Source organism: Bradyrhizobium monzae, from assembly GCF_021458635.1.
In the GTDB taxonomy this organism is placed as follows: Bacteria; Pseudomonadota; Alphaproteobacteria; order Rhizobiales; family Xanthobacteraceae; genus Bradyrhizobium.
Window position 1 is genome coordinate 1,229,548 of sequence record NZ_JAIRDQ010000001.1, and the last position, 24,181, is coordinate 1,253,728.

Annotated in this window: 22 protein-coding genes; 11 read left to right on the forward strand and 11 right to left on the reverse strand. The window is 64.5% G+C overall.

Annotated features, from left to right (window positions below; genetic code table 11):
* Positions 1–38: 38 nt before the first annotated feature.
* Positions 39–956 (reverse strand): LysR family transcriptional regulator, encoded by a 918-nt coding sequence (locus K3F49_RS06030; protein WP_234679965.1) that lies wholly within the window; start codon positions 954–956, stop codon positions 39–41.
* 263 nt (positions 957–1,219) lie between these two features.
* Between K3F49_RS06030 and K3F49_RS06035 the strand changes: the two genes are divergently transcribed.
* Complete coding sequence (locus K3F49_RS06035; protein WP_234679966.1) at positions 1,220–2,518, forward strand: MFS transporter; 1,299 nt, start codon at positions 1,220–1,222, stop codon at positions 2,516–2,518.
* 20 nt (positions 2,519–2,538) lie between these two features.
* Positions 2,539–3,612 (forward strand): tartrate dehydrogenase, encoded by a 1,074-nt coding sequence (locus K3F49_RS06040; RefSeq protein ID WP_234679967.1) that lies wholly within the window; start codon positions 2,539–2,541, stop codon positions 3,610–3,612.
* Positions 3,613–3,619: 7 nt separating this feature from the next.
* On the opposite strand, the gene K3F49_RS06045 is transcribed toward K3F49_RS06040, so the two are convergent.
* Together K3F49_RS06045 and K3F49_RS06050 are read right to left on the reverse strand one after the other, a co-directional pair.
* The gene (locus tag K3F49_RS06045; RefSeq protein ID WP_234679968.1) at positions 3,620–4,573 is read right to left on the reverse strand and encodes a LysM peptidoglycan-binding domain-containing protein; all 954 of its coding nucleotides are present in this window, start codon (positions 4,571–4,573) and stop codon (positions 3,620–3,622) included.
* Positions 4,574–5,037: 464 nt separating this feature from the next.
* Entirely contained in the window at positions 5,038–5,757 is a 720-nt protein-coding gene (locus K3F49_RS06050) for a hypothetical protein (protein ID WP_234679969.1), read from the reverse strand.
* A gap of 282 nt (positions 5,758–6,039) precedes the next feature.
* On the opposite strand from K3F49_RS06050, the gene K3F49_RS06055 reads away from it, so the two are divergent.
* Entirely contained in the window at positions 6,040–6,963 is a 924-nt protein-coding gene (locus K3F49_RS06055; RefSeq protein ID WP_234679970.1) for an ABC transporter ATP-binding protein, read from the forward strand.
* The gene (locus tag K3F49_RS06060; protein ID WP_234679971.1) at positions 6,960–7,721 is read left to right on the forward strand and encodes an ABC transporter permease; all 762 of its coding nucleotides are present in this window, start codon (positions 6,960–6,962) and stop codon (positions 7,719–7,721) included. The genes K3F49_RS06055 and K3F49_RS06060 overlap by 4 nt, the downstream gene beginning before the upstream one ends.
* Positions 7,722–7,764: 43 nt before the next feature.
* Here the strand turns inward: K3F49_RS06060 and K3F49_RS06065 are convergent, their stop codons facing one another.
* Positions 7,765–8,088: a hypothetical protein gene (locus K3F49_RS06065; protein ID WP_234679972.1), complete on the reverse strand. Its 324-nt coding sequence runs from the start codon at positions 8,086–8,088 to the stop codon at positions 7,765–7,767.
* Between the two features lie 304 nt (positions 8,089–8,392).
* On the opposite strand from K3F49_RS06065, the gene K3F49_RS06070 reads away from it, so the two are divergent.
* A complete protein-coding gene (locus K3F49_RS06070) occupies positions 8,393–9,184 on the forward strand; it encodes a L,D-transpeptidase (protein ID WP_234679973.1) in 792 nt (263 codons plus the stop codon).
* Between the two features lie 52 nt (positions 9,185–9,236).
* Here K3F49_RS06070 and K3F49_RS06075 read toward each other — a convergent pair whose 3' ends face one another.
* The gene (locus tag K3F49_RS06075; protein ID WP_234679974.1) at positions 9,237–9,593 is read right to left on the reverse strand and encodes a hypothetical protein; all 357 of its coding nucleotides are present in this window, start codon (positions 9,591–9,593) and stop codon (positions 9,237–9,239) included.
* A 15-nt stretch (positions 9,594–9,608) separates the two neighbouring features.
* Between K3F49_RS06075 and K3F49_RS06080 the strand changes: the two genes are divergently transcribed.
* Positions 9,609–10,067, forward strand: a complete 459-nt coding sequence (locus K3F49_RS06080) for an acyl carrier protein (RefSeq protein WP_234679975.1) — start codon at positions 9,609–9,611, stop codon at positions 10,065–10,067.
* A gap of 26 nt (positions 10,068–10,093) precedes the next feature.
* The gene (locus tag K3F49_RS06085) at positions 10,094–11,794 is read left to right on the forward strand and encodes a fatty acyl-AMP ligase (protein WP_234679976.1); all 1,701 of its coding nucleotides are present in this window, start codon (positions 10,094–10,096) and stop codon (positions 11,792–11,794) included.
* 6 nt (positions 11,795–11,800) lie between these two features.
* Here K3F49_RS06085 and K3F49_RS06090 read toward each other — a convergent pair whose 3' ends face one another.
* From K3F49_RS06090 to K3F49_RS06100, 3 genes are read right to left on the reverse strand one after another with little or no spacing between them, the layout of a single operon-like run.
* On the reverse strand, positions 11,801–12,748 hold the full coding sequence (locus K3F49_RS06090; protein ID WP_234679977.1) for a hypothetical protein: 948 nt from the start codon (positions 12,746–12,748) through the stop codon (positions 11,801–11,803).
* A gap of 37 nt (positions 12,749–12,785) precedes the next feature.
* Positions 12,786–14,168, reverse strand: a complete 1,383-nt coding sequence (locus tag K3F49_RS06095) for an MBOAT family O-acyltransferase (protein WP_234679978.1) — start codon at positions 14,166–14,168, stop codon at positions 12,786–12,788.
* A 38-nt stretch (positions 14,169–14,206) separates the two neighbouring features.
* Complete coding sequence (locus tag K3F49_RS06100; RefSeq protein ID WP_234679979.1) at positions 14,207–15,166, reverse strand: acyl-CoA desaturase; 960 nt, start codon at positions 15,164–15,166, stop codon at positions 14,207–14,209.
* A 159-nt stretch (positions 15,167–15,325) separates the two neighbouring features.
* On the opposite strand from K3F49_RS06100, the gene K3F49_RS06105 reads away from it, so the two are divergent.
* Entirely contained in the window at positions 15,326–16,309 is a 984-nt protein-coding gene (locus K3F49_RS06105; protein WP_234679980.1) for a glycerophosphodiester phosphodiesterase, read from the forward strand.
* 8 nt (positions 16,310–16,317) lie between these two features.
* On the opposite strand, the gene K3F49_RS06110 is transcribed toward K3F49_RS06105, so the two are convergent.
* Positions 16,318–18,600, reverse strand: a complete 2,283-nt coding sequence (locus K3F49_RS06110) for a spermidine synthase (protein WP_234679981.1) — start codon at positions 18,598–18,600, stop codon at positions 16,318–16,320.
* 169 nt (positions 18,601–18,769) lie between these two features.
* Between K3F49_RS06110 and K3F49_RS06115 the strand changes: the two genes are divergently transcribed.
* Complete coding sequence (locus tag K3F49_RS06115) at positions 18,770–20,380, forward strand: phytoene desaturase family protein (protein ID WP_234679982.1); 1,611 nt, start codon at positions 18,770–18,772, stop codon at positions 20,378–20,380.
* A 306-nt stretch (positions 20,381–20,686) separates the two neighbouring features.
* Here the strand turns inward: K3F49_RS06115 and K3F49_RS06120 are convergent, their stop codons facing one another.
* Complete coding sequence (locus K3F49_RS06120; RefSeq protein ID WP_452100727.1) at positions 20,687–20,842, reverse strand: Flp family type IVb pilin; 156 nt, start codon at positions 20,840–20,842, stop codon at positions 20,687–20,689.
* Between the two features lie 164 nt (positions 20,843–21,006).
* Between K3F49_RS06120 and K3F49_RS06125 the strand changes: the two genes are divergently transcribed.
* Complete coding sequence (locus K3F49_RS06125; protein WP_234679984.1) at positions 21,007–21,894, forward strand: 50S ribosomal protein L11 methyltransferase; 888 nt, start codon at positions 21,007–21,009, stop codon at positions 21,892–21,894.
* A 59-nt stretch (positions 21,895–21,953) separates the two neighbouring features.
* On the opposite strand, the gene K3F49_RS06130 is transcribed toward K3F49_RS06125, so the two are convergent.
* Positions 21,954–22,133: a hypothetical protein gene (locus K3F49_RS06130; protein ID WP_234679985.1), complete on the reverse strand. Its 180-nt coding sequence runs from the start codon at positions 22,131–22,133 to the stop codon at positions 21,954–21,956.
* A gap of 185 nt (positions 22,134–22,318) precedes the next feature.
* Here K3F49_RS06130 and K3F49_RS06135 point away from each other — a divergent pair, with 185 nt between their 5' ends.
* Positions 22,319–24,145: an aminopeptidase P family protein gene (locus K3F49_RS06135; protein WP_234679986.1), complete on the forward strand. Its 1,827-nt coding sequence runs from the start codon at positions 22,319–22,321 to the stop codon at positions 24,143–24,145.
* Positions 24,146–24,181: the final 36 nt, after the last annotated feature.

Genomic DNA, 24,181 nt, shown 5'->3' on the forward strand with positions numbered 1-24,181 from the left:
CGCAATCTACCTTCTCGCCAAACCCAAGTCATAGCCGCTCACGCTTCCCGCGCATAGCTGCGCAGGCGCGCCTCCAACACCGCCAGCATCGCATCTCGGGCCGGATCGCGCGACCCGCGCAACCAGGCCGCCGCAAGCGGCAGCCGCCCGACGGGGCCGCTCTGCTTCGGCCGGAGCGGCACGAAGCGCACGCCGGAGACTGCCATCCGCGTGGTCCAGCGCGGTACGATCGCAACGCCAAGCTTCGTTGCCACCAGATGGATGATGGTCTGCTTCTCGTCGGCGACCTGCACGATGCGCGGCGTCAAGCCGGCCTGCTCGAACAGCTTTATCGTGAGGTCGTGGCTGTGCGGCCGCGAGCGACGGTCCGGGACGAGCATGGCTTCGTCGGCGATGTCAGCCAGCGTGATCGACTTGCGCCCTGCGAGCGCGTGGCGCTGCGGAAAGGCCACGATCGCGGTCTCCTGAAGCAGGGGGCGGAGCTCCAGCCGCTTGTCCGGCCGGTCAGGCGGACGGACGAAGGCGAGATCGAGCGCGCCGGTCAGAATTTTCGGCAGCAGCCGGATTGTCTTGTCCTCCAGCAGCTGGACCGCGACCTGGGGATGTCCGGCGCGGAAGTCACGCAGCAGCGGCGGCAGCAACCCCGCCGCAGCGCTGTCGATGGCGCCGACCCGCAGCCGCCGCGCCGCGCCTGCCCGCGAGCGGTTGCGCAGGTTACTTTCCACGGCTTCGACCCGGGCGAGGATGGCGCGGGCATCGCGCAGCAGCGTCGTGCCGTCCTCGGTCAGCGAGACCGCGCGGGTCGTGCGTGCGAACAGCCGTGTCCCAAGGTCCTCTTCCAGCAGCCTGATCTGGCGGCCGAGCGCGGAGGGCAGCATCTGGAGATGCTGCGCGGCGCGGCCGAAATGCAGCTGCTCGGCCGCCGCCACGAAGCATCGCAACTGATGCAATTCCATTAAAAGCCCTCTCGTCGCCCCTCGGTCGTCATGCCCGGGCTTGTCCCGGGCATCCACGTTCTTCGCGCCGCAGGGAAAGGCGTGGATGGCCGGGACAAGCCCGGCCATGACGCCGCGGAAGCTTCGATGCGCTCAACGCTCACCCATGCGATTGCCCAACGATTATATCATTCTTTTGTATAAACCAGCGCCAATTGAGTCCACCTGCCGCCCGCGCCTAGGCTCGCTGCCACACAACAAACCGGAACCTGAGGGAGGCGAGAGTGGCGAGCGAGATTCAGACGCGCGTGCTGCGCAAGATCACCTGGCGCATCGTTCCCTTCATCATGCTGCTCTACTTCGTGGCCTTCATCGACCGCGTCAACATCGGCTTCGCCTCGCTGACGATGAACAAGGACATCGGCCTGTCGCCAACCGTCTACGGTTTTGGCGCCGGCATCTTCTTCTGGGGCTACTTTCTGTTCGAAGTGCCCTCCAACATCATCCTGCACAAGGTCGGCGCGCGGATCTGGATCGCGCGGGTGATGATCACCTGGGGCCTGGTCTCGGCGGCGATGGCGTTCGTGCAAGGTGCGACCAGCTTCTACATCCTGCGCTTCCTGCTCGGCGTGGCAGAGGCAGGCTTCTTTCCCGGCATCATCCTCTATCTCTCCTACTGGTTCCCGGCGCGCCAGCGCGCCGCGGTGACCGCATTGTTCATGGCGGCAGCACCACTCTCGACCGTGCTGGGATCGCCGGTCTCCGGCGCGCTGCTGGAGATGGACGGCCTGCTCGGCTTCAAGGGCTGGCAATGGCTGTTCGTTCTGGAGGCCGTGCCGGCCGTGCTGCTCGGCTTCGTCGTGCTGGCCTTCCTGACCGATCGCCCGGAGAAGGCAAAATGGCTCGCCGATGATGAGCGCCGCTGGCTGGTCGAGACCATGAACGAAGAAACCACAAGCAAGGCCGCAACCGCGAGCCACAGCATCTGGCGCGGGCTCGCCGATCCGCGCGTGCTGGCGCTGTCGCTGATCTATTTCGGCACTTCGGCCGGCCTCTATACGCTCGGCGTCTGGGCGCCGCAGATCATCAGGCAGTTCGGCCTGTCCACGCTCCAGGTCGGCTTCCTCAATGCGCTTCCGGCCACGGCCGCCGTCGTCGCCATGGTGCTGTGGGCACGGCATTCGGACCGCACCGGCGAGCGCACCTGGCACGTCGTACTCGCCTGCCTGATCGCAGCGGTCGGGCTTGCCTATGCCGGCCTTGCATCCGGCGTCGTCGCCGTCATCGTCGCGCTGACGCTCGTCAATATCGGTATCTCCTCAGCAAAGCCGCCGCTCTGGAGCATGCCGACGCTGTTCCTCTCCGGCCCTGCGGCTGCGGCCGGCATCGCCACCATCAATTCGATCGGCAATCTCGGCGGCTTCGTCGGCCCCGCCATGATCGGCTGGATCAAGGACCAGACCGGCAGTTTTGTCGGCGGACTCTATTTCGTCAGCGGCCTGCTCGTTCTCTCGGCGGTCCTGACCCTGCTATTGTCGCGCGCGCAGACCGCGCCCGTCGAACCTCTGCCGCAATCCCACTGACATCCCAACGGAGCATTCTCATGCGCACCCATTCGATCGCAGCCATTCCCGCCGACGGCATTGGCCCCGAGGTCATCTCGGCCGGAATCCGCGTGCTGGAGGCGCTAGCCAAGCGCAGCGGCGACATCGCCTTCAACGTCAAGACGTTCGACTGGGGCTCGGACTATTACAAGAAGCACGGCGTGATGATGCCGGCCGATGGTCTCGCCGAGCTGAAGAAGTTCGACGCGATCTATTTCGGCGCGGTCGGCGCGCCCGACGTGCCCGACCACATCACGCTGTGGGGCCTGCGGCTGCCGATCTGCCAGGGCTTTGACCAATACGCCAATGTGCGGCCGACCAGGATTTTGCCGGGCGTCGCCTCGCCGCTGCGCAATGTCGGCGTCGGCGATCTCGACTGGGTGATCGTGCGCGAGAATTCGGAAGGCGAATATGCCGGCATGGGCGGCCGCGCGCACAGGGGCCTGCCGGAAGAGGTCGGCACGGAAGTGGCGGTCTTCACCCGCGTCGGCGTGACGCGGATCATGCGCTACGCGTTCCAGCTCGCGCAATCGCGTCCGCGCAAATTCCTGACCGTCGTGACCAAGTCGAACGCGCAGCGCCATGGCATGGTGATGTGGGACGAGATCGCCGCCGAAGTCGCGACCGAATTCCCCGACGTCACCTGGGACAAGATGCTGGTCGACGCCATGACCGTGCGCATGACGCTGCATCCGAAGAGCCTCGACACCATCGTTGCGACCAACCTCCACGCCGACATTCTTTCCGACCTCGCCGGCGCGCTTGCGGGCAGCCTCGGCGTGGCGCCGACCGGCAACATCGATCCGCAGCGCCGCTTCCCCTCGATGTTCGAGCCGATCCACGGCTCGGCCTTCGACATCACCGGCAAGGGCGTTGCCAACCCGGTGGCAACGTTCTGGACCGGCGCGCAGATGCTCGAGCATCTCGGCGAGAAGGATGCCGCCGCGCGGCTGATGAAGGCCGTCGAGCAAGTCTGCGCCGCCGGCGTGCTGACGCCTGATGTCGGCGGCAAGGCGACGACGAAGGACGTGACGGATGCCGTGATCGACGCGATCCACGGCTCGAACGTTTGAGAGAAAGCTACTTCCGTCGCGATGGTGGTGCCGCCGCCGGCGGCACCACCATCGCGGCCGCGGCGTCCGGTGGTGTCAAATGCCGCGGGACAATGATGGACTGGCCCGGAGTGAGCGTTGCGTTCTCCGGCAGCGAGTTGCTCTGCGCGAGCGACCACAGCGGCACGCGGTTGGCGGCCGCAATGCTCTCCATGGTGTCGCCGCGGCGGACCGGCAGCCGCACGCCGCTGTCCCACAATTCGACCAGCGTGTCCCCGGGCACGAGATAGCGCAGCGGCACCGCATCGGCCTCGGTCTGCGCCGCCTGGATCCGCGGCAACTGCGTCACCATGTCGACGATCTGGCGGTGGATGTCATCCGACTTCTCGATGTTGATGTGCGAGACGCGGCTGTTCAGTTTCAGGTCGTAGCTTGCGTAATGGCCACGGAAGCCCGGCACTGCCACGACGTTGCCGCCGCCGAGCACACTGTCGGAGAGGAAGATGTTGATGAAGCGCTCGACATTGAGCGGCACGTCATCGGTCGCATGCGCGGGATCGATGGTGATGACGAGGCTGATCGGGATGTTCTCCTTGGCCGCCATCTCGGAGATGAGAACCGAACACAGGCCGCCCATGGAATGGCCCATCAGCACGATCGGCGCCGGGCTCTCCTTGTAGCTGGCGATGGCGCGATTGCCGATCAGCCGGCACAGAGTGAACTCGTAAACGTCGGCCGAGAAGCCGGCTGCAGTGAGCTTCTCGCTGAGCCGGTCCATGCCGGTCGAGAAGATCGGCCCCATCGCACCGCGGAACAGGTAAATCTTCGGCGGCGGAAGCGGCTCGGCGGGGGGCGCAGGAGGTGGCGCGACGGTCGGGGCCGCAAGCGGCTTCGACTTGGCGGGCGAGGCTCCGGTCGTGCCAGGGGTCAAGGCGAGCAGCGCGACCGCCGCCAACACCACAAATCGCCTTGGATTAATCATGAAGTCCCGCAGTCCCACCACTGGCGGCAGAGGCCTCCACCGCGGCGCTTAGTGATCCCTGATTGGGCGGTTTTTGGGGCACGGAACCGAGACCGGGGCGCCGGTCAGCGGGTGCGCTCACTCTGACCACATCGACATTCTCGCCCTCACTTGAGCGGAACCAATGATTCGGCTTCGCACGCCTCGGACAATACCGAACTCTGGATTCCCTTGTACTCGTCATTGTCGAAGAAAACCGGGCCGTCCGCCCACCGATGGGCCTGTCTGCCTCAGGCAGACCAAATACGATCCCGGCCCGTGGTCGGTGTGACGAACGGCGGACATCTCAAGGCTTCCGGTCAGCTTGGCCTCAGTGGCTACTTTCTTGACGCCCTCCTGCACCGCCTTGGCGCTCGGCGAACAGCATCGTGCAGTTATGGCCCTCGCGCGCTTTCACGTCGGCGAAATCCTCCTTGCAGCGAAAGTCAGTTCCTCGCCGGAGCCGTTGCAGCCGCCGAGTGCGCAGCCCGCGGCGCGCGGGGTTCGGCGACCGGTCCAGCCGGACCGCGCGAGCGGGCGATCGCGGCGTCGATCTCGGCGATCACGCGGCGCTGGATCGCCTCGTTCTTGTCGATGGTGATGTGGCCGACGCCGCTGCCGCGCACGTCGACATTGTCGAGCTTGCCGCGCAGGCCGTTCGCGGCACGCACCGGCTCACCCGGACCGTCGCCGATATAGATGTTGATGTAGCGCTCGGCGCCGGTCGACAGCTTGGTCTTGAACACGGAGTCGAGCCCGATCGCGAGCTTCACGGGCACGCCGAGCTGGTTGAGCTTGGCGATCATGTCGGGCAGCGCGGTCGCGCCCGAGGAATGTCCGACCAGCACGATGGTCTTGATGCGGCCGGCCCTGTAGGCCGTGGCGGCTTCATCGGCGAGCGACGACCAGGAGACGAAGTTCGCGACGGTCACCGGGATGCCCTGGGCCTGGAGGCGGGCGCCGATCGTGTCGAGACCGAGCGAGAAGATGTTGAGCACGCCACGGAGCAGGTAGACATGCGTGGTCTGGACCGCGGCCTGGCTCGGCGCGGCCTTGGCGGCGGTCGGGTTCATGGCAACAGCTGACAGCAGAAGCAGGCAGATCGCCCACATGCGGAGAGTGGACAACTGGCTGGCGCCGGCGGTGTGACGGCCGTTCGGTCTCATCGATCTTTTCCCTGGGGACATACGCTTCGCGATTGGCCGGAATCGTAGCCACGGCCTGCTCGCAGACGCAACAAAGAGCCGCGTGAACGGCGATCTTAGCCGCAATCCGTGACCATCGCGCAACACTTGCCTGAAACCTGCCACTTAACGGCCTGTTTTGAGACCATTTTTCTCCGGGCAATTGCGACCGCGCAAGGCCATTCCTATTTCAGGGCTCCGCCGGTCTTCCGCCCTCCAGGGTGCGGGTTCCGGCGCATCCCTCCCCACCCCCGACCGGCCCTCATGTCCTCCATCATTTCCGTCGCCAATCTGTCGAAGACCTATGGGTCCGGCTTCAAGGCGCTCAAGAACGTCAATCTCGACATCAAACGCGGCGAGATCTTTGCGCTGCTCGGCCCCAACGGCGCCGGCAAGACCACGCTGATCTCCATCATCTGCGGCATCGCCAACCCCAGCGAAGGCCGCGTCCTCGTCGGCGGCGAGGACATCCAGACCTCCTACCGCAAGGCCCGCTCGCTGATCGGCCTGGTGCCGCAGGAGCTGCACACCGACGCCTTCGAGAGCGTATGGGCGACGGTGAGCTTCTCTCGCGGCCTGTTCGGCAAGCAGAAGAATCCCGCTCATATCGAGAAGGTCCTGAAGGACCTGTCGCTATGGGACAAGAAGGACAACAAGATCATCACGCTCTCCGGCGGCATGAAGCGCCGCGTGATGATTGCGAAAGCGCTCTCGCACGAGCCGCAGATCCTGTTCCTCGACGAGCCGACCGCGGGCGTCGACGTCGAACTGCGCAAGGGCATGTGGGAAGTTGTGCGGACGCTTCAGCAATCCGGCGTCACCATCATCCTCACCACGCACTACATCGAGGAAGCCGAGGAGATGGCCGATCGCATCGGCGTAATCAACAAGGGCGAGATCGTTCTGGTCGAGGACAAGGCGACTTTGATGCAGAAGCTCGGCAAGAAGCGGCTGACGCTGCATTTGCAGGGCAAGGTCACGACGCTGCCGGAGAGTCTCGCCCATTACGCGCTCGACCTCTGCGACAACGGCGCGACGATGATCTACGACTACGACACCAAGGGCGAACGCACCGGCATCACCAGCCTGCTCAGTGACCTCCGTACCGCCGGCATCCGCTTCAACGATCTCGACACGACCCAATCGTCGCTCGAGGACATCTTCGTCGACCTCGTGAGGACGTCATGAACCATCGCGCCATCCGCGCCATCTATCTGTTCGAAATGGCGCGCACCTGGCGCACGGTGCTGCAAAGCATCGTCTCGCCTGTCGTTTCCACCTCGCTCTATTTCGTGGTGTTCGGCGCCGCGATCGGCTCGCGCATCAGCCAGGTCGAGGGCGTCAGCTACGGCACATTCATCGTACCGGGCTTGATCATGCTCTCCGTGCTGACGCAGAGCATCGCCAATGCTTCGTTCGGCATCTACTTCCCGAAATTCACGGGCACGATCTATGAGATTCTCTCTGCACCGATCTCCTATTTCGAGATCGTGCTGGGCTATGTCGGTGCTGCAGCGACCAAGTCGATCATTTTGGGCCTGATCATTCTGGCAACAGCCGGCCTGTTCGTGCCGCTGCACATCCATCATCCGGTCTGGATGCTGACCTTCCTGGTGCTGACGGCGGTGACGTTCAGCCTGTTCGGCTTCGTCATCGGCATCTGGGCCGACGGGTTCGAAAAGCTCCAGATGATCCCGATGCTGGTGGTGACGCCGCTGACCTTCCTCGGCGGCAGCTTCTATTCCATCGACATGCTGCCGCCGACCTGGCGCACGGTGGCGCTGCTCAATCCGGTCGTCTACCTGATCTCCGGCTTCCGCTGGAGCTTCTACGAGATCGCCGACGTCAGCGTCGTCGTCAGCATCGGCATGACGCTGACGTTCCTGGTGATCTGCCTCGCCGTGATCTGGTGGATTTTCCGGACCGGGTATCGGCTGAAGAACTGATCGTCATTCCAGGCGCGCTCCGCCCGCCCGGGATGACCGCCTGTTACCTGTAGCAGCGGAAGTGGTGATAACCGTCGTAGTACCCACGGCAATGGCGGTGGCCGTGATAGGGGATCCCCAAGATACCGTCGACGGCGCCAACCGCGCCACCGACACCGGCGCCAACGACACCACCGACAGCGCCGCCCACGGGACCGGCAATACGGTTACCCTCGTAAGAACCTTCTTGGGCGCCACGCACGATGCCCTGGGCGCGGCTGGCTTGCGGCAGGCAAGTCAGGGCAAGAACGACGGCGGTGCCCGCGAAGAGCAGGCGAACGGGTAGACCCGCCGGCAAATGCGCGGCGGCGATACGAGCTTTGTTCATCTTGAGTCCCCGGGAGTGGACGGCGGCGACAGCCGCCAATTGACAGGCCGTATTCAACGCCCCAAGCGTCCAAATGGTTGCGCCTTTGTGACGAATTGTCGGCATTGTGACAGCCGCTCCCGCTCGCGAAAATGTCAGCATCGCCAGAGCCGGCGCGGCACAAAGCGGCCTTGCTTACGCCCGGCATGACGTTAACGATGGGTGGCCAGGCCGGTGGAACGACAGCCGGATTGCAGGCATAGTGCACGCCGGGGGACGGAGAGCCGCGGCGCCTAGCTTGAACAGGCCGGAGGCCAGAATTCAAATGCGTTCGTTTTTCATTGCGTTTACTTCCCTGATGCTTTTGAACGCGGGCACCGCGCAGGCCAAGGTCGACATTACCGTCGACAAGGACAATCAGCAGATGACCGTCGTGGTCGACGGCGTCACGCGCTACCACTGGCCGGTGTCGACCGGCATCCCCTCGCGCGAGACGCCGGGCGGTTCGTTCCGCGCCTTCCGCATGGAAGAGGATCACTACTCCAAGGAATTCGACGACGCGCCGATGCCGCACTCGATCTTCTTCACGAAAGTCGGACACGCCATCCACGGCACCGACTCGATCGGACGATTGGGCACGCCCGCCTCACATGGCTGCGTGCGGCTGTCGCGCCAGAACGCTTCGACGCTCTACGCGCTGGTGCAGGAGCAGGGCGTGCTCAACACCACGGTGACGCTGACCGGCTCGGCGCAGGTGGCGCTGGCCCGCAACCCGCGCGGCCGGACCAACAATGCGGTGGCCCGCGCCCAGCAGCCGGCTGACGAGCAGTATGCCACCTCAGGCGATCCCGTGAATCTGGCGCCGCCGATGCAGCCGGCCCGCCGCTACGTGCCGCAGGATGACAACTACATTTATCCCGCCGACGGCAGCGACTCCGGCGCGCGCTATCCGGCGCCGCGCCCGATCGACCGCCCCAATGGCGCGCAGATCTACCAGCAACTGCCGCAACCGCAGCCGGGCTACAGCTACGACCCGGCGTATAGCCAGCAAGGCTACTACTATCAGCAGCAGCAACCCCGGCAGTATTATCAGCCGCGCGGCTACTACCAGAACTGACCTTATTATTTGAGCACGATCTCTTCGGAAAACCGCTCTACACTTTTCCGGATCATGCTCTATCTGAACGCGGCCTCGCCGCGTTCGACGATCTTCCGCACAGCGTCGAAACATCGAATGTTACCGAGACGCCCGACGCGAGCGCTCGCTCGAACGTACCGCGGGCCTTGGCGCCGACCACCATCACCGGCACCGAACATGGTGCGTCCTCCTGCGTCACGTTGTAGGCAAAGCGGTCATCTGCGGGATTGCCGATCATCAGCAGGATGGCGGCCCAGCGCCCTCCTTGCGTCGCCCTATTAATCTGCGCCAGCGGCGAATCAAAATCATTGCCGCGCCCGGCGGTGGCTGGCTTCGATACGGTCAGGGCCGCGGGCAAAAGGGCGGCGTACAAGCGGGCGCGGCTCATGCGAAAATCCGGTCCATGCGCGTCAAATTGCAATTTTCGCAGGATAAGGCGGCCGCGGCCCCTGTCGACCACGGGAAATCGCGCCAGCCTGTGCACGAAATGAGCATCCGGCGACGCAGGAAAGCAACAGTCCCCAACCTTCAACGCCGCGGCGTCTGGGCCAAATTGACAACCTTGAGGTCGGCCGTATTGTCGTTCCGATTGTTTCTGGGAAATAACATGACACACGAGCAGATTTCGGATTTTTGCGTTACGGCGCTGGCCAATATCCTGAGAATCTCAAAGGATCGCGTCGACACCGGCACAAAATTCAGCCGTCTCGGCCTCGATTCGGCGATGCTCGTCTATCTGATGATGGAACTCGAGGAGAAGCTCGACCTCGAACTGTCGACGGACGACTTCTACGACCACCCTACTGTTGAGGCGCTGTCGCGATTTCTCGCCGACAAGCGCGCGCTCCGCTCCGCCGCCTGAGGGCGGCCGAAGCCGGCACAATCCAGATGGACAACCTCCACTCGCTTGTCGCGCTACTGGCCCGGCGCGCGGCGGAGCAGGCCGACGATCGCGCCTATGTCTTCGTCTCCGATCGCGGGGTGGAGGAAGCAGCCCTCACCTTCCGTCAATTGCACGATGCCGCGCGCGCCCTCGCCGCGCGCCTGACCGCGTCCGCGCAGCCCGGCGATCGCGCGATCCTGGTGTTTCCGCCGGGCATCGAGTTCATGGTGGCGTTCTTCGGCTGCCTGATGGCCGGCGTGATCGCCGTACCGATGATGATGCCCCGGCGAAACAGCGCCCGCGATTCCAGCGCCGCGATCCTCGCCAATTGCACGCCGGCGCTCGCGCTGACGACCACTGCATTCGCAATGCGCGGTGACCTGCAGGCGCGTTTCGCGCAGGAGAATATCCGGTGGATCGAGGTCGACCTCACTGAAGCGAGTGGTGCGACGGTCGACTTGCAGGCGCCTGCGCCCGACGACGTCGCGTTCCTGCAATACACCTCCGGTTCGACCTCTGAACCGAAGGGCGTGATGGTCAGCCACGCCAATCTGCTCGCCAATCTCGAGATGATCCGGATCGCGCTCGGCAACACCAGGCAATCGACCTATGTCAATTGGGTGCCGCTCTATCATGACATGGGACTGATCCTGAACGCGCTGCAGGCACTCTATGTCGGGTCGACGTGCGTGTTGATGGCGCCGAACGCGTTCATGCAGCGGCCGCTAGGCTGGCTGCGCGCGATCTCGCATTATCGTGCGGAGGTCGCCTGCGGGCCCAATTTCGGCTTCGACCTCTGCGTCAGCCGCTATCGCGCCGATCAGATGGACGGCGTGGACCTGTCCTCGCTCAGGATCGCGCTCAACGGCGCAGAACCGGTGCGCGCCGATACCATCGCGCGCTTCATCGAAACATTTGCGCCGTACGGCTTCGATTCTCGCGCGATGTATCCCGCCTATGGCATGGCGGAAGCCACGCTCCTGATTTCCGGCGGCACGCGCGGCGGCGGCCACGTCACCCGCAGCGTCAGCCGCGCCGCGCTTCAGGCCCATGCCGCCGACGCGCCGGCCGATCCCGACGACGCCCAGCTCGTTGTCGGTTGCGGCCACGCGCTGACCGGCGAGCAGATTGCCATTGTCGACCCCGAGCGCCACGTGCGGCTCTCGGCCGACCGCGTCGGCGAAATCTGGGTCAGCGGCGCCAATGTGGCCCTCGCCTACTGGCGCAACGATGCGGCGACGCGCGAAGAACTCAATGCGGAGATCACGGGCGAGGATGGCCGATGGCTGCGCACCGGCGACCTCGGCTTTCTCGATCAGACGGGCGAATTGTTCGTCACCGGCCGGATCAAGGACCTCATCATCATCCGCGGCATCAACCACTATCCGCAGGACATCGAGCACACGGTGCAATCGCAGGACAGCGCCTTGCGCGAGAACTGCGGTGCGGCCTTTTCCGTGCCGGACGAAAATGGCGAGGAAAGTCTGGTCATCGTCCAGGAGGTCGAGCGCACCGCCCGCCACACGATCGACACCGCCGAGATCAAGGGCCAGATCCGCGAGGCCATCGCCGACGGCCACGAGCTCTCCGCGCGACACATCGCATTGATCCGTCCCGGCGCGCTGCCAAAAACCACCAGCGGCAAGATCCAGCGCAAGCTTGCGCGCAGGCTCTGGCTCGACGGCGGCTTCGACGAGGTCGGCTGACCCGGTTCAGAAATCGATCTTCGCGCTCTCGCCATCGCGCAGGCTGTCGATGATGCCTTGCTCGATCCGGCGCGCGAGTTTCGGGCGATAGTGGATGAAATCCGCAAAGTTGCCGCGATCGCGCGTCAGCTCGTTGTCGACACGATAATTGATGAAATTGCTGCGTGGGCGGCCCGCGATGACGGATTTCAGCGCGGCATCGCAAGCAACGCGCGCCAGCGCCATATCCGTGCCCGATTTCGGCACGGTGGGCGCGAGAGTCGGCGGCACGATGATGACGATGGGCACGTCGGCCGGCAGCTTCCGGACGATCTCTACCAGCGCAGCGATCTCGGGAAATGTCGCCCGCGTCGCGGCGGATGGAGCCGGCGCAGGATCCCGGGGCCAGCCAACCTCCCTGAATTGGCCGGGCGGCCAGATGTCCTCATAGCTGACGAAGCCGTCCGGATTCATCCGCTGCCGCCAGCCGAGCCCGATGCTGAGCCGCTGAAACGCCTGCTCGATCGCCTGCCAGGAGATCAGCCGCACCGCATAGGTGACGACACTGCTGTCGTAGAGCCAATAAGGGAACGGAGCGCCCTCCTCCTTCGGCTGCGCATGCACGCACCAGCCGGGATCGGCTGCGATCACCAGTGCGCCGACTCGGCCGTGATTGCGCAGGAAGAAGTCGAGCACCGCAAGCTGCTCGCGCGGAGCCGAGCCGGTGGTGTAAAGCTGCACGAAGCGCAGGCCCGTCGCGCGGGACAATTCCGCCGGCTCGATCATCTGCGCCGTCGAGTTGCCGAGGATGGCGGCATTGAAATTCGGGTCTCTGGCCCGGCTCGCGGCCGTGATCTGGGTGAGACGATTGTCGACGCCGTCGATGCCGAGCAGGCCGAGCTTGCCGCTGTCATAGGGATCGACGACCACCATCAACACCAGCACGAGCACGGCCGCGCCGATCAGCGCGCCCATGCAGGCGGTGATGCTCCTCCCCCAGCGGGGATCGGTCTCAGAACTTGAAGTAGACGAATTCATGGAGATCCCGACCACCCATGTGGAGCAGCAAAGCGAAAAGGCAGATCCCGAGCACACCCGCAAGCCAGGGACTCGGGCGGCGCGTGAAGAACGCGACGATGTCCTGGCTCGCGGGCAACAGGAAGGCGAACATCGGCGCCACAATCAGCGGCCAGAGGTGCTTCCCGCGCGCGAGCGGCAGCGGCTGGACGAGCCCGGTAAAGACATGCCAGGCGGCCTCGACCGAGCCGGCGCGAAAGATCACCCCGGTCGCCAGCACGAACAGCACGGTCAGAGCCCAGCCGAGCCATGACGGGATGCGTGGGCCATAGCGCCGCCACAACGAACAAACCACCTGAGCAACACCGTGCAGCACGCCCCAAAGGACAAAAGCCCAGCTCGCGCCATGCCACAAGCCGCACAGTGCCATGGTGATAAGCATCGCGCCGAAGAACTGCACCGGCAGAAAGCGCCGCGGCAGGACGCGCTGATTGACCAGCGGATAGAAGACATAGTCGCGCAGGAAAAACATCAGCGTGATGTGCCAGCGCTGCCAGAAATCCTGGATATTGGTCGAGCGCAGTGGCGCATTGAAATTGTAGGGCAGCTGCACGCCAAACAGCAGCCCGAGGCCGATCGCGATGTCGGAATAGCCGGAGAAGTCGAACAGGATCTGGAACGAAAAACAGAAGGCGAGCCAGGCGTCGCCGCTTGCAAGTGCTCCGGCCGCCGCCTGCCTGTAAATGGGATCGAGCAGGTGCGCGATGCTGTCGGCGATCACGACCTTCTGGAACAGGCCGAGCGCGATGAAGCAGATCGCGATGCAGAACTGTCGCTGCCAGCCCGGAACATAGACCTGCCTTCCGAACTGGTGCATCACCTCCGACCAGCGCGCCAGCGGACCTGCGATCGCCTGCGGGAAGAAGGCGATGTAGAGCGCATAGCGATCGAGCGCGTAGAGCGGCGCCTTGCCGCGCTTCAGATCGACCAGATACATGATGTGGTGGAAGGTGAAGAAGGAGATGCCGAGCGGCAGCCCGATGTCGAGCGTCGGCAGCGTTGCACCCAGCACATGTCCGAGATTGACCAGAATGAAGTTGGCGTATTTGAACAACGCCAGCACGCCGATATCGAGCACGATCACCAGCGTCAGCACCGCCTTCCACTTCACGCGCCCATAGGCGATCGAGGCGAGCCAGTTGATGAGGATTGAGGCGATCAGGAGCAGGATGAAGGACGGACTGCCCCAGGCGTAGAACGCCAGCGACAGCGCCACCTGCACGCCAATGCGCAAATGCGGGTAGGGATCGACCAGGCGGTAGATCAGCAATGCCGCCGGCAGGAACACAAGGAGGAAGGGGTAGTCGTTGAACAGCATCGGTTCAGCGCTGCGCCGTCATCGCCGGACGCCGTTCACTAGTTCGTTTCCAGATCGGGCGCTGCATCACCCGGCTGCCGCAGCATGCGCCGCGCGATCTTCTCCTTGCTCGGCACCTTGACGTCCCAGGCGAGCCCGAGCGCCTCCAGCGCACGGATGAAGATGAAGCCGGGATCGAACTCGTACCAGCGCAGGCCGAAGGCCGCCGAATACGGGAAGGCGTGGTGGTTGTTGTGCCAGCCCTCGCCCCAGGCGAGCCACGCCATCACGCCGAGATTGCGGCTGTTGTCGTCACGGGTAACGAAGGGCTGCGCGCCAAATGTGTGCATGATGGAGTTGATGGCGGACATGGTCTGCTCGACCACGAACATGCGCACCACGCCGCCCCACAGCAGGCCCGTCAGCGCGCCCCACAGGCTCATGGTGGCGAGGCCGCCGATCGCGGCCGGCAGCGCCAGGCCGAGCACAACCCAGCTGTAGTAATAGCTGTTGATGGCGACCAGCCTGCGGTCGGCCATCAGATCCCGCACGTAATGGGCGACGTTGGGATAGTCGTGCGCGATCATCCAGGTCAGATGCGCATGCAGGAAGCCGCGCAGGCGCCCCAGCATGCCGTCCCCGTGCAGGTGCGGCGAATGCAGATCGCCATCGTGGTCGGATAATTCGTGGTGTCGGCGGTGCATGGCCGCCCAGGACAGCATCGGACCGCGCCCGGCCATCGATCCCATCACGATCAGGATCGCGCTCATCGCGGTCGAGGTGGCAAAGGCGCGATGGGTGAAGAGGCGGTGATAGCCGACGGTCAGCCCAAGGCCGGTAATCAGCCAGAAGCCGAAGAACAGGCTGAGCTCGGTCACCCCGATCGGACGGTAGAACAGCAGGCCCAGCGCAATCAGCACACCGACGAAGGGCAAAACGTCGAAAATGATGAAATGCCGCCGCTGCATCTTATGAAAATGCCGGCTGCGGATGATGCGGTGATCGCGTTTCTGTTGCAAGTTCGGGATTCCAAGACGGCGTCTATGAGTACATACCCGGCGGACGAGCGCAACCCAAGCGGCAGCCCCAGGTTTCAACAGGCGCAAAAGGCTATAAAGCAGACCGGACGCACCCTGCCGCGTTCAAACACTGCCGTTTCCCTTGCCCCCGGAACTGTGATGACGTCACGTACTGCGATATTTTTGACTGTGCTGTCCGTTCTCATTCCGGGAAAAGTCATGGCCTTCGATCTCGAGGCGCATCGCGGCGGGCGGGCGCTGATGCCGGAAAATACCCTGCCGGCCTTTGCCAATGCCCTCTCGATGGGCGTGGACACGCTGGAACTCGATGTCGGCGTGACCGCCGACGGCGAGGTGGTCGTGTCGCATGAGCGCGGGCTCAATCCCGATCTCGCGAGGGGCGCGAACGGCGCCTATATTGCTGCGCCCGGCACGCCTTTCGTGAAGCTGCGGTTCGTCGATGTCAGGACCTACGAGGTCGGACAAATCCGGCCCGACAGCGCCTATGCGAAGCAATTTCCCGATCAGCGCGCCGTGCCGGGGACCCGCATTCCCACGTTGAAGGAGCTGTTCGCGCTGGTGCGCAAATCCGGCAACGAACGCGTGCGCTTCAACATCGAGACCAAGATCGATCCGGACCATCCGGATGAATCGCTGGAGCCGCAGGCCTTCGTCGCAAAGCTGCTCGGGGTGATCGCGGACGAGAAATTTTCCGACCGCGTCATGATCCAGTCGTTCGACTGGCGGACCCTGCTGCTGGTCCAGCAGCAGGCCCCGACAATTCCGACCGCTTATCTGACGCTGCAGCGCGGCTCGGCACCGACCATCGCCCTCGACAAGGCCACCAGTTGGACGGCCGGTTACAGCCCGGCCGATCACGCCGGCTCGCTGCCACGCACGATCAAGGCCGCGGGCGGCGCGGTGTGGTCGCCCTATTTCGGCGACGTGACCGCGGCGCTTGTCGCTGAAGCCCATACGCAGGGATTGCGCGTGGTGGTCTGGACCGTCAACAAGCCCGACGACATGGCGCGGATGATCGAGATCGGCGTCGACGGCATCATCTCGGACCGGCCGGACCTGTTGCGGCAGATTGCCGATGACAAGGGAATTGCGCTGCCGCCGCGGACGCCGGTCGAGCCGTAAGGCTCGCGTTACTGCTCCCCGTACCGCAAACGCCGGTACAGCGCGCCCAGGATGTTGGAATAGTCGTCGGTCCAGACCCGCACCTTCTCGTCCGCGTCGGTCTCCTCCCATTGCTTGGAGGAAGCGAGCTTGCCGACGTCATCAGCCTCGCGCGCGGAGATGACGACGTCGGTCGAGAAGATGTAATCGGCGTCACGGCCGGAATCCTCGTCGTAGACCCAGCTCTTCAGATCGTTGGCATCGGCAATGCCGACCACGACGGGCTCGAGGTCGAGATGCCGGTTGGAGACGTGCATCACCACGGCGCCGTGCGGGGCGAGCTTGTCCTTGTAGATCTTCATCGCCTCTTCGGTCGCGAGATGAATCGGGATCGCATCCGACGAATAAGCGTCGACGATGATGAGGTCGTAGACGCCGTCGGGCTCCCTGGCGAAGGTGAGCCGCGCATCCCCGATCACCGGCTTCAGGTCCGGCAGGCAGCTCGAGATGTAGCGGAAGTTTTTCGGGTCACGCGCGGCATCCACCATCGACTGGTCGATCTCGAAGAATTTCCAGTGCTCGCCGGGCTCGGCGGCGCAGGCCAGCGTGCCGGAGCCAACGCCGATCGCCGCGACCTTCAACGGCGCGCCCTTGCGCTCGCGGATCGCACTGATGGCCTGACCAATGCCGCCGTCCTTGTGATAATAGGTGATCGGCTCGGGCCGGCCGGTGACTGGCGTGCCGTCATTGTTGAGGAAACGCTCGGCGCCGTGAATCGTGGTGCCGTGCATCAGCACGTGGAAATAGCCGCCAGGCGTCACCACGATCTTGTGCACCCCGAAGAAGCTGCGGACGGTGGTGACACGGCCCTCGTCGGCCGGATAAATCCGCGTCAAGGCCAGCGCCAGCGCCACAGTGGCAAATATCTTCCAGCGATCAGCGTTGACCACGAGCGCCAGCAGCGCCGCCAGCACGCCGATGGTCGCGGCGATCCAGACGCGGTGATCCTCGAACCAGGTCGAGAGTTCGCCGGTCGTGTAGGACGGCACAACAAGCGCCACCGCGAGCGCGGCCAGCACCAACCAATACCATCTCGCGATGCCCGCAAAACGCTCGTTCACCGAGGGCCGGCATAGCGCCGCGAGCGCGATCAGGATTGGATATTCGGCGATCCAGGAGAAGGTGAAGGGCGCAACCAGGCCCGCGAAGAGGCCGCCGACCATGCCGCCGAACGACAGCGCGACATAGAATCCCGTGAGATATTTCGCTGCGGGGCGCGTCCGCGCCAATTCGCCGTGGCAGGCCATGGCGATGACGAAGAAGCACAATTGATGGCCGCCGAGCGTCAGCAGCAAATTCTGCTCGCCGCCGAAGGCGAGCAGAAAGATGACGCCCGCGATCGCGACCGGCTGGAGCATCAGCATCCATTTGTGCGGCAACAGCGGCCGCGACTGGAACACCACGACCCAGGTCAGGAGGTACAGCGACAGCGGCAGCACCCACAGCAGCGGCGCCGCCGCGACGTCGGTCGAGATATGGGCAGTCACCGCGATGAGCAGTCCTGACGGCACTGCGGCGAGGAAGATCCAGCGCACCCGTGTCACGATGCTTGGCGGCGGCGCATTCACCTCCTCCGCCTGGACATCAGTCACTGCCAGCTTCGGCGAGCGCAGCAACAACACGCCGCAGGCGGCTATCAGCAGGATCAAAAGGCCATAGCCGCCGGTCCAGAGCCGGTTCTGCGTGTGCAGCGTGAAGATCGGCTCCAGCAGGAACGGATAGGACAACAGCGCGAGGAAGCTGCCGATGTTGGAGGAGGCATACAGGAAATAAGGATCGCGGCCATCAGGATGGCCGGTGCGGACGAACCAGGCCTGCAGCAGCGGATTGTTGGCGGCGAGCGCGAAGAACGGCAGGCCGATCGACATCACGAACAGGCCGAGCAACCAGAACGCATAGCCTGTGCTGGGCGGCTCGCCATAGGCGCTGGCAATGCCGAGCGGCAGTGTCACGAAAGCCGTGATCAGCAGCACCAGATGCACCACGACCGGGACCACGCGGTTCTTGATCTGCATCAGGAGATGCGCGTAGGCATAGCCCGCCAGCAGCAGCGACTGGAAGAACACCATCGCCACCGACCACACCGCCGGCGAGCCGCCGAGCCGCGGCAGCACCATTTTCGTGAACAGCGGCTGCACCGAGAACAGCAGAAGCGCACTGACGAAGATCGCGGCGGTGTAGACCGTCAGCAGCAGCCGGTTGCGCGACGAGGATGGCAGCTCCGTGGCGGCGGGTTGCACGATCGAATCCATGGGAGCTCCGGCTTATCTCCGGCGGGCGCCGGGCGCGCGCAATGGAGCACACCGCGGCTGAACGGGCAATAAATGCTCTCGTGATGTTGCAGGGAGGAATGCTTGATATACAGGTGTTACTTCGGATCAGGTCCGACGGACCATCCCCAATGGAACAGCTCGAGCTTTCATGACCGAAACCGACGTCGTCATCATCGGCGCTGGCCATAACGGCCTCACCTGCGCGGCTTATCTCGCGATGGCAGGCTTGCGCGTGCATGTGGTCGAGCGCCGCAAGGTGGTCGGCGGGGCGGCGGTCACGGAGGAGTTTCATCCGGGCTTCCGCAACTCGGTCGCGGCCTACACGGTGAGCCTGCTCAACCCGCAGGTCGTCCGTGATCTGGGCCTCGCCGAGCAGGGCCTGCGCGTGGTCGAGCGGCGCGCGCAGAACTTTCTGCCCGCACCCGAAGGCGACTATCTCCTCACCGGCGAGGGCCGGACCAAGGCCTCCGTCGCGCGGCTGAGCGCTCGCGACGCCGATGCGCTCGACGGGTTTTCGCGCGAGCTCGAGGACATCGCCGACGTGTTGCGGCAGTTCGTGCTGCGTGCGCCGCCGAACCTGCTCGGCAGTTTTGGCATCGGCGCCATCCGCGAGGCAGCGAACGCGTTGACGACGGCCAACATCCTGCGCGGCCTGACGCTGGAGCAGAGCCGCAACCTGCTCGATCTCTTCACCCGCTCGGCCGGCGAGATGTTGGACGAGCGATTCGAGCACGATCTGGTCAAGGCGCTGTTCGGCTTCGATGCCATCGTCGGCAATTATGCGAGCCCTTACGCCGCCGGCTCAGCCTACGTGATGCTGCATCACGCCTTCGGCGAGGTGAACGGCAAGAAGGGCGTCTGGGGCCACGCCATCGGCGGCATGGGCGCGATCACGCAGGCGATGGCGCGCGCTGCGCGCGGGCGCGGCGTCACGATCGACCTTGATGCCGGCGTGCGCGAAGTGATCGTCGAGCGCGATCGCGCCGTCGGCGTCGTGCTGGAGAACGGCGCGACCATTCGCGCCAAATATGTCGCGGCCAACGTCAATCCAAAGCTGCTCTATACGCGGTTGATTGCGGCCGATGCCCTGCCCACGGATTTCCTCACCCGCATCCGTCACTGGAAGAACGGCTCCGGCACCTTCCGCATGAACGTGGCGCTGGATCGCCTGCCCTCCTTCACGGCGTTGCCGGGCAACGGCGATCACCTCTCCTCCGGCATCATTCTGGCCCCGAGCCTCGGCTATATGGACCGCGCGTATCTCGATGCACGGGCGCAGGGCTGGAGCCGTCAGCCAATCGTCGAGATGCTGATCCCCTCGACGCTCGACGACACGCTCGCGCCCGCGGGACAACACGTCGCGAGCCTGTTCTGCCAGCACGTCGCGCCGGAGCTACCTGACGGCAAGTCTTGGGACGACCATCGCGACGAGGTCGCCGATCTCATGATCGCAACGGTGGACAGCTACGCGCCCGGCTTTTCGGCGAGCGTGGTCGGGCGCCAGATCCTTTCCCCGCTCGATCTCGAGCGGCAATTCGGGCTGCTCGGCGGCGACATTTTTCATGGCGCGCTGACCTTGAACCAGCTGTTCTCGGCGCGGCCGATGCTGGGCCATGCCGATTATCGGGGGCCGCTGAAGGGCCTCTACCATTGCGGCTCCGGCGCCCATCCCGGCGGCGGCGTCACCGGCGCCCCCGGCCATAACGCAGCGCAGGCGATCTTGCGGGACCACCGCTCCCCGTTCGCAAGCCGTGGATAGCTCTGTGGATGAGCTGTGGACAGGTCTGTTGGCAGAGTTGTGGAGAAGCCGTGGATGCCCAGCGCGACGGCTTGGTACAAGCCCGGGTCAAGCTGTGGAGAACCGACCGGATAAGTCGGGTATGACCGGGTGGATAGCCATCGCATCATGAGTGGATAGACTGTGGGGGGGGGGGGGCGCCCAACAATGAGCTTTCACTTGCCCCCAAACGACTTCGCCCGCCAGAGGGCAATTCCCCCAGCGGGCGCTGGTCAAATAAGCCGTCTATGAAGAAAGTGGCCCCCACTGGGAAATGGGAGGCAGAAATTACTTCAAGGAGCTGCTAATCGAACCGAACTTGTCGTTCAGCGTGGTGCCCAGGTTGTTCACCACGGTGATGATCGCCAGCGCGATACCGGCCGCGATGAGACCGTACTCGATCGCGGTTGCGCCAGACTCATCGGACCAGAACTTCGAAACCATGCGCTTCAAGACTCGCCTCCATTTCCATTCAAGGGTGTGTTGGCTGGATCCAACATCCGGGAAAGTACGGTCTGCAACCTACGGCCCGGTTAACTTGGGAATTGCAAGTTATACGGAAAATTGGGAACAAAAGTTCCAAAAATTGAACGCGACGGAACCTTAGAATGCAGCCTTTACCCACCCATCGCGCCAGTTTTTCGATCGGCAACGAGGCTGCCGCCAGGCGTGTCGTCGACGTCCTCACGGACGTCTTTTTCGAGGGCGATGCTGCGGTCGCCGCCTTCGAGCGGCCGGACGGCCAATGGGACGTCACGCTGCATTTTGCCGAGGCGCCGGATCAGGAATTGCTCCGCGAACTCGTTGCAACTTCAGCAGGAAATAACATCGCCGCCACGCTTGCCTTCGACACGATCGAGGCCAAGGACTGGGTCAAGGCGAGCCTGGAGGATCTCGTCCCGGTCCCGGCCGGGCGCTTCGTCGTCCATGGCAGCCACGATCGCGACCGCGTGGCGCAAAACAAGCTCGCCATCGAGATCGAGGCGGCGCTCGCCTTCGGAACCGGCCACCACGGCACCACGCGTGGCTGTTTACTTCTGCTTGACCATGTCCTGAAACAAGCGCGGCCGCAGCGCGTGCTCGACCTCGGCACCGGAACCGGCGTGCTGGGGATCGCGGCGGCCAAAGCGCTGCATCGCGCGGTGCTGGCCTCCGATATCGACCCGCCTTCCGTGCGGGTCGCGGCCGAGAACGCGACACTGAACGAAGCCGGTTATTATGTGCGAGTGATCCGGGCCACCGGCTTCGCTGCGCCGGACTTTGCCAAAAACGGCCCGTTCGACCTGGTGCTGGCCAACATCCTTGCCAATCCGTTACGCCAATTGGCAGGTCCGATGGTCCGGCATCTTGCGCCTGGCGCCCGCGTCATCCTCTCCGGCCTGTTGACCCATCAGGCTCCCGCCGTGATCGCCGCCTACCGCGCGCGCGGCCTCGTGCCGTTGCGGCACCTGCGGATCGAAGGGTGGAGCAGCCTGCTGCTGCGGAAGATGGCGTGAACGCGGCCGGCGGGCACGGCGCGTTGCGCCTTTGCCCATCCAGCATCAACGATGCCGCGTTACTCCGCGGGCTTGTCATCCCGGCGCGTCGGCCCCTCGTCTCGCAATGCCCGCCTCGCGCGACGCTCGGCGACGCGATCCATCATCTGGCTGATGAGGCCGCGCGGCTTCTCCGGTGTCGTTGCTGCGGGTGCGCCGCGCACCGGCGGCGAAATCTTTTCAAACGTGAACGCTGGCATCGTGTGTCCCCTCGCCGTTGAGATGAACCACTTGCTCGAATTTCCCTGTTATTCGGACGAAGCGCAACTGCTGCATCCTTTACTCCACTCAATTCGAATGGAATTGTTTCAAGCACAGTCCATGCCAGATGAGACGGCAAATGCGTCTACATTGCGGACCAGTCTCCATGATCCTAAACTGAGCCATGTTCGAAGCACACTTCCAGACATTCGAGGAGCCCGAGGCCGGCGTCGCATTGACGGCGCGGCTCGCCGCACTCCGTGAAGAACTCGCCCGCCGCAAGCTCACCGGCTTCGTCATTCCGCGTGCCGATCAGCAGCAGAATGAATATGTAGCCCCCTGCGAAGAACGGCTCGCCTGGCTGACCGGCTTTACCGGATCGGCCGGGCTCGCAGTCGTGCTGACCCAGGACGCTGCATTGTTCGTCGACGGCCGCTACACGATCCAGGCGGCCAAGCAGGTCGACGCCAAGGCGTGGACGGTGGAATCGCTGATCGATCCGCCGCCGGAGAGCTGGGTCTCGGCGCATCTCAAGTCTGGCGATCGCCTAGGATTTGATCCGTGGCTGCACACTTTTGCGGCAGCTGAGCGCCTCTCGGCCGCCTGCGCCAAGGCCGGTGCCGAACTGGTCGCGGTCGACAGCAATCCCATCGACGCGGTCTGGCAGGATCGGCCGCAGCCGCCGGTCGCGCCGGTCGCGATACATGGCCTGCAATATGCCGGTGTCGCCGAGGCCGAGAAGGTGGCCCAAATCAAGGGCGAGATCGAGAAATCAGGGGCCGACGCGCTGGTGCTGTCGGACAGCCACGCGGTCGCCTGGACTTTCAACATCCGCGGCGCCGACGTCGCACATACGCCGCTGCCGCTGTCCTACGCACTTGTGCCCAAGGTCGGCCGGCCGACTGTGTTCATCGACCACCGCAAGCTATCCAACCTGACGCGCGACCATCTCGAGCAATCGGCCGACGTCCGCGAGCCCGATGCGCTGACGCCGACGCTGATGGCGCTCGCCAAAAGCGGCGCAGCAATCGCGCTCGACAGCGCCACGGCGGCCGACGCGCTGAGCCGGTTGATCACGGGCGGCGGCGGCAAGCCGGTGCGCGGCAGCGATCCGATTGCGCTGCTCAAGGCCGTGAAGAACGCGACCGAGATCAAGGGGACGCAGACGGCGCACCGGCGCGATGCGATCGCACTGGCGCGTTTCCTCGCCTTCATCGATCGCGAGGCAGGAAGCGGCAAGCTCACCGAGATCGACGCGGTCGAAGCGCTGGAGACGTTCCGCCGCGACACCGGCGCGTTGAAGGACGTGTCGTTTCCGACCATCTCCGGCACCGGCCCGAACGGCGCCATCGTGCACTACCGCGTCACCCGCAAGAGCAACCGGCGGATTGCACGCGGCGATCTCTTGTTGATCGATTCCGGCGCGCAATATGAGGACGGCACCACCGACGTCACCCGCACCATGGCGGTGGGCGAGCCCACCGAGGAGATGCGCGACCGCTTCACCCGCGTGCTGCGCGGCCATATCGCGATCGCGCGCGCGATCTTCCCCGACGGCACCACCGGCGCGCAGCTCGACACGCTGGCGCGGCAATATCTCTGGGCCGCTGGTGTCGATTTCGAGCACGGCACCGGCCATGGCGTCGGTAGCTATCTCAGTGTGCACGAAGGCCCGGCGCGGATCTCGAAACTCGGCACCACGCCGCTGAAGCGCGGCATGATCCTCTCCAACGAGCCCGGCTATTACAAGACCGACGGTTTTGGCATCCGCATCGAGAACCTCGAGCTGGTGGTCGCCGCCGACATCAAGGGCGCCGAGAAATCGATGAATGAGTTCGAGACGCTGACGCTGGCGCCGATCGATCGCCGGCTCATCGACGCAGCAATGCTGAGCAAGGAAGAGCTCACCTGGCTCAATGCCTACCACGCGCGTGTCCGCGCCGAGGTTGGGCCAGCGCTGGACGAGGCAACGAAGGCGTGGCTAGAGCAGGCGACGGCGGATTTGACGTAGCGCGCATGGCGCTACGCGGTTCGCGCAAGGCTTGAC

Excerpts from the sequence above, each read along its gene's own strand:
- K3F49_RS06130 (WP_234679985.1), bottom strand. The coding sequence starts at position 22,133 with ATGCCAGCGTTCACGTTTGAAAAGATTTCGCCGCCGGTGCGCGGCGCA.
- K3F49_RS06085 (WP_234679976.1), top strand. The coding sequence starts at position 10,094 with ATGGACAACCTCCACTCGCTTGTCGCGCTACTGGCCCGGCGCGCGGCG.
- K3F49_RS06095 (WP_234679978.1), bottom strand. The coding sequence starts at position 14,168 with ATGCTGTTCAACGACTACCCCTTCCTCCTTGTGTTCCTGCCGGCGGCA.
- K3F49_RS06070 (WP_234679973.1), top strand. The coding sequence starts at position 8,393 with ATGCGTTCGTTTTTCATTGCGTTTACTTCCCTGATGCTTTTGAACGCG.
- K3F49_RS06040 (WP_234679967.1), top strand. The coding sequence starts at position 2,539 with ATGCGCACCCATTCGATCGCAGCCATTCCCGCCGACGGCATTGGCCCC.
- K3F49_RS06050 (WP_234679969.1), bottom strand. The coding sequence starts at position 5,757 with ATGAGACCGAACGGCCGTCACACCGCCGGCGCCAGCCAGTTGTCCACT.
- K3F49_RS06105 (WP_234679980.1), top strand. The coding sequence starts at position 15,326 with ATGACGTCACGTACTGCGATATTTTTGACTGTGCTGTCCGTTCTCATT.
- K3F49_RS06115 (WP_234679982.1), top strand. The coding sequence starts at position 18,770 with ATGACCGAAACCGACGTCGTCATCATCGGCGCTGGCCATAACGGCCTC.
- K3F49_RS06030 (WP_234679965.1), bottom strand. The coding sequence starts at position 956 with ATGGAATTGCATCAGTTGCGATGCTTCGTGGCGGCGGCCGAGCAGCTG.
- K3F49_RS06090 (WP_234679977.1), bottom strand. The coding sequence starts at position 12,748 with ATGGGCGCGCTGATCGGCGCGGCCGTGCTCGTGCTGGTGTTGATGGTG.
- K3F49_RS06055 (WP_234679970.1), top strand. The coding sequence starts at position 6,040 with ATGTCCTCCATCATTTCCGTCGCCAATCTGTCGAAGACCTATGGGTCC.
- K3F49_RS06075 (WP_234679974.1), bottom strand. The coding sequence starts at position 9,593 with ATGAGCCGCGCCCGCTTGTACGCCGCCCTTTTGCCCGCGGCCCTGACC.
- K3F49_RS06125 (WP_234679984.1), top strand. The coding sequence starts at position 21,007 with ATGCAGCCTTTACCCACCCATCGCGCCAGTTTTTCGATCGGCAACGAG.
- K3F49_RS06060 (WP_234679971.1), top strand. The coding sequence starts at position 6,960 with ATGAACCATCGCGCCATCCGCGCCATCTATCTGTTCGAAATGGCGCGC.
- K3F49_RS06135 (WP_234679986.1), top strand. The coding sequence starts at position 22,319 with ATGTTCGAAGCACACTTCCAGACATTCGAGGAGCCCGAGGCCGGCGTC.
- K3F49_RS06065 (WP_234679972.1), bottom strand. The coding sequence starts at position 8,088 with ATGAACAAAGCTCGTATCGCCGCCGCGCATTTGCCGGCGGGTCTACCC.
- K3F49_RS06080 (WP_234679975.1), top strand. The coding sequence starts at position 9,609 with ATGCGCGTCAAATTGCAATTTTCGCAGGATAAGGCGGCCGCGGCCCCT.
- K3F49_RS06110 (WP_234679981.1), bottom strand. The coding sequence starts at position 18,600 with ATGGATTCGATCGTGCAACCCGCCGCCACGGAGCTGCCATCCTCGTCG.
- K3F49_RS06120 (WP_452100727.1), bottom strand. The coding sequence starts at position 20,842 with ATGGTTTCGAAGTTCTGGTCCGATGAGTCTGGCGCAACCGCGATCGAG.
- K3F49_RS06045 (WP_234679968.1), bottom strand. The coding sequence starts at position 4,573 with ATGATTAATCCAAGGCGATTTGTGGTGTTGGCGGCGGTCGCGCTGCTC.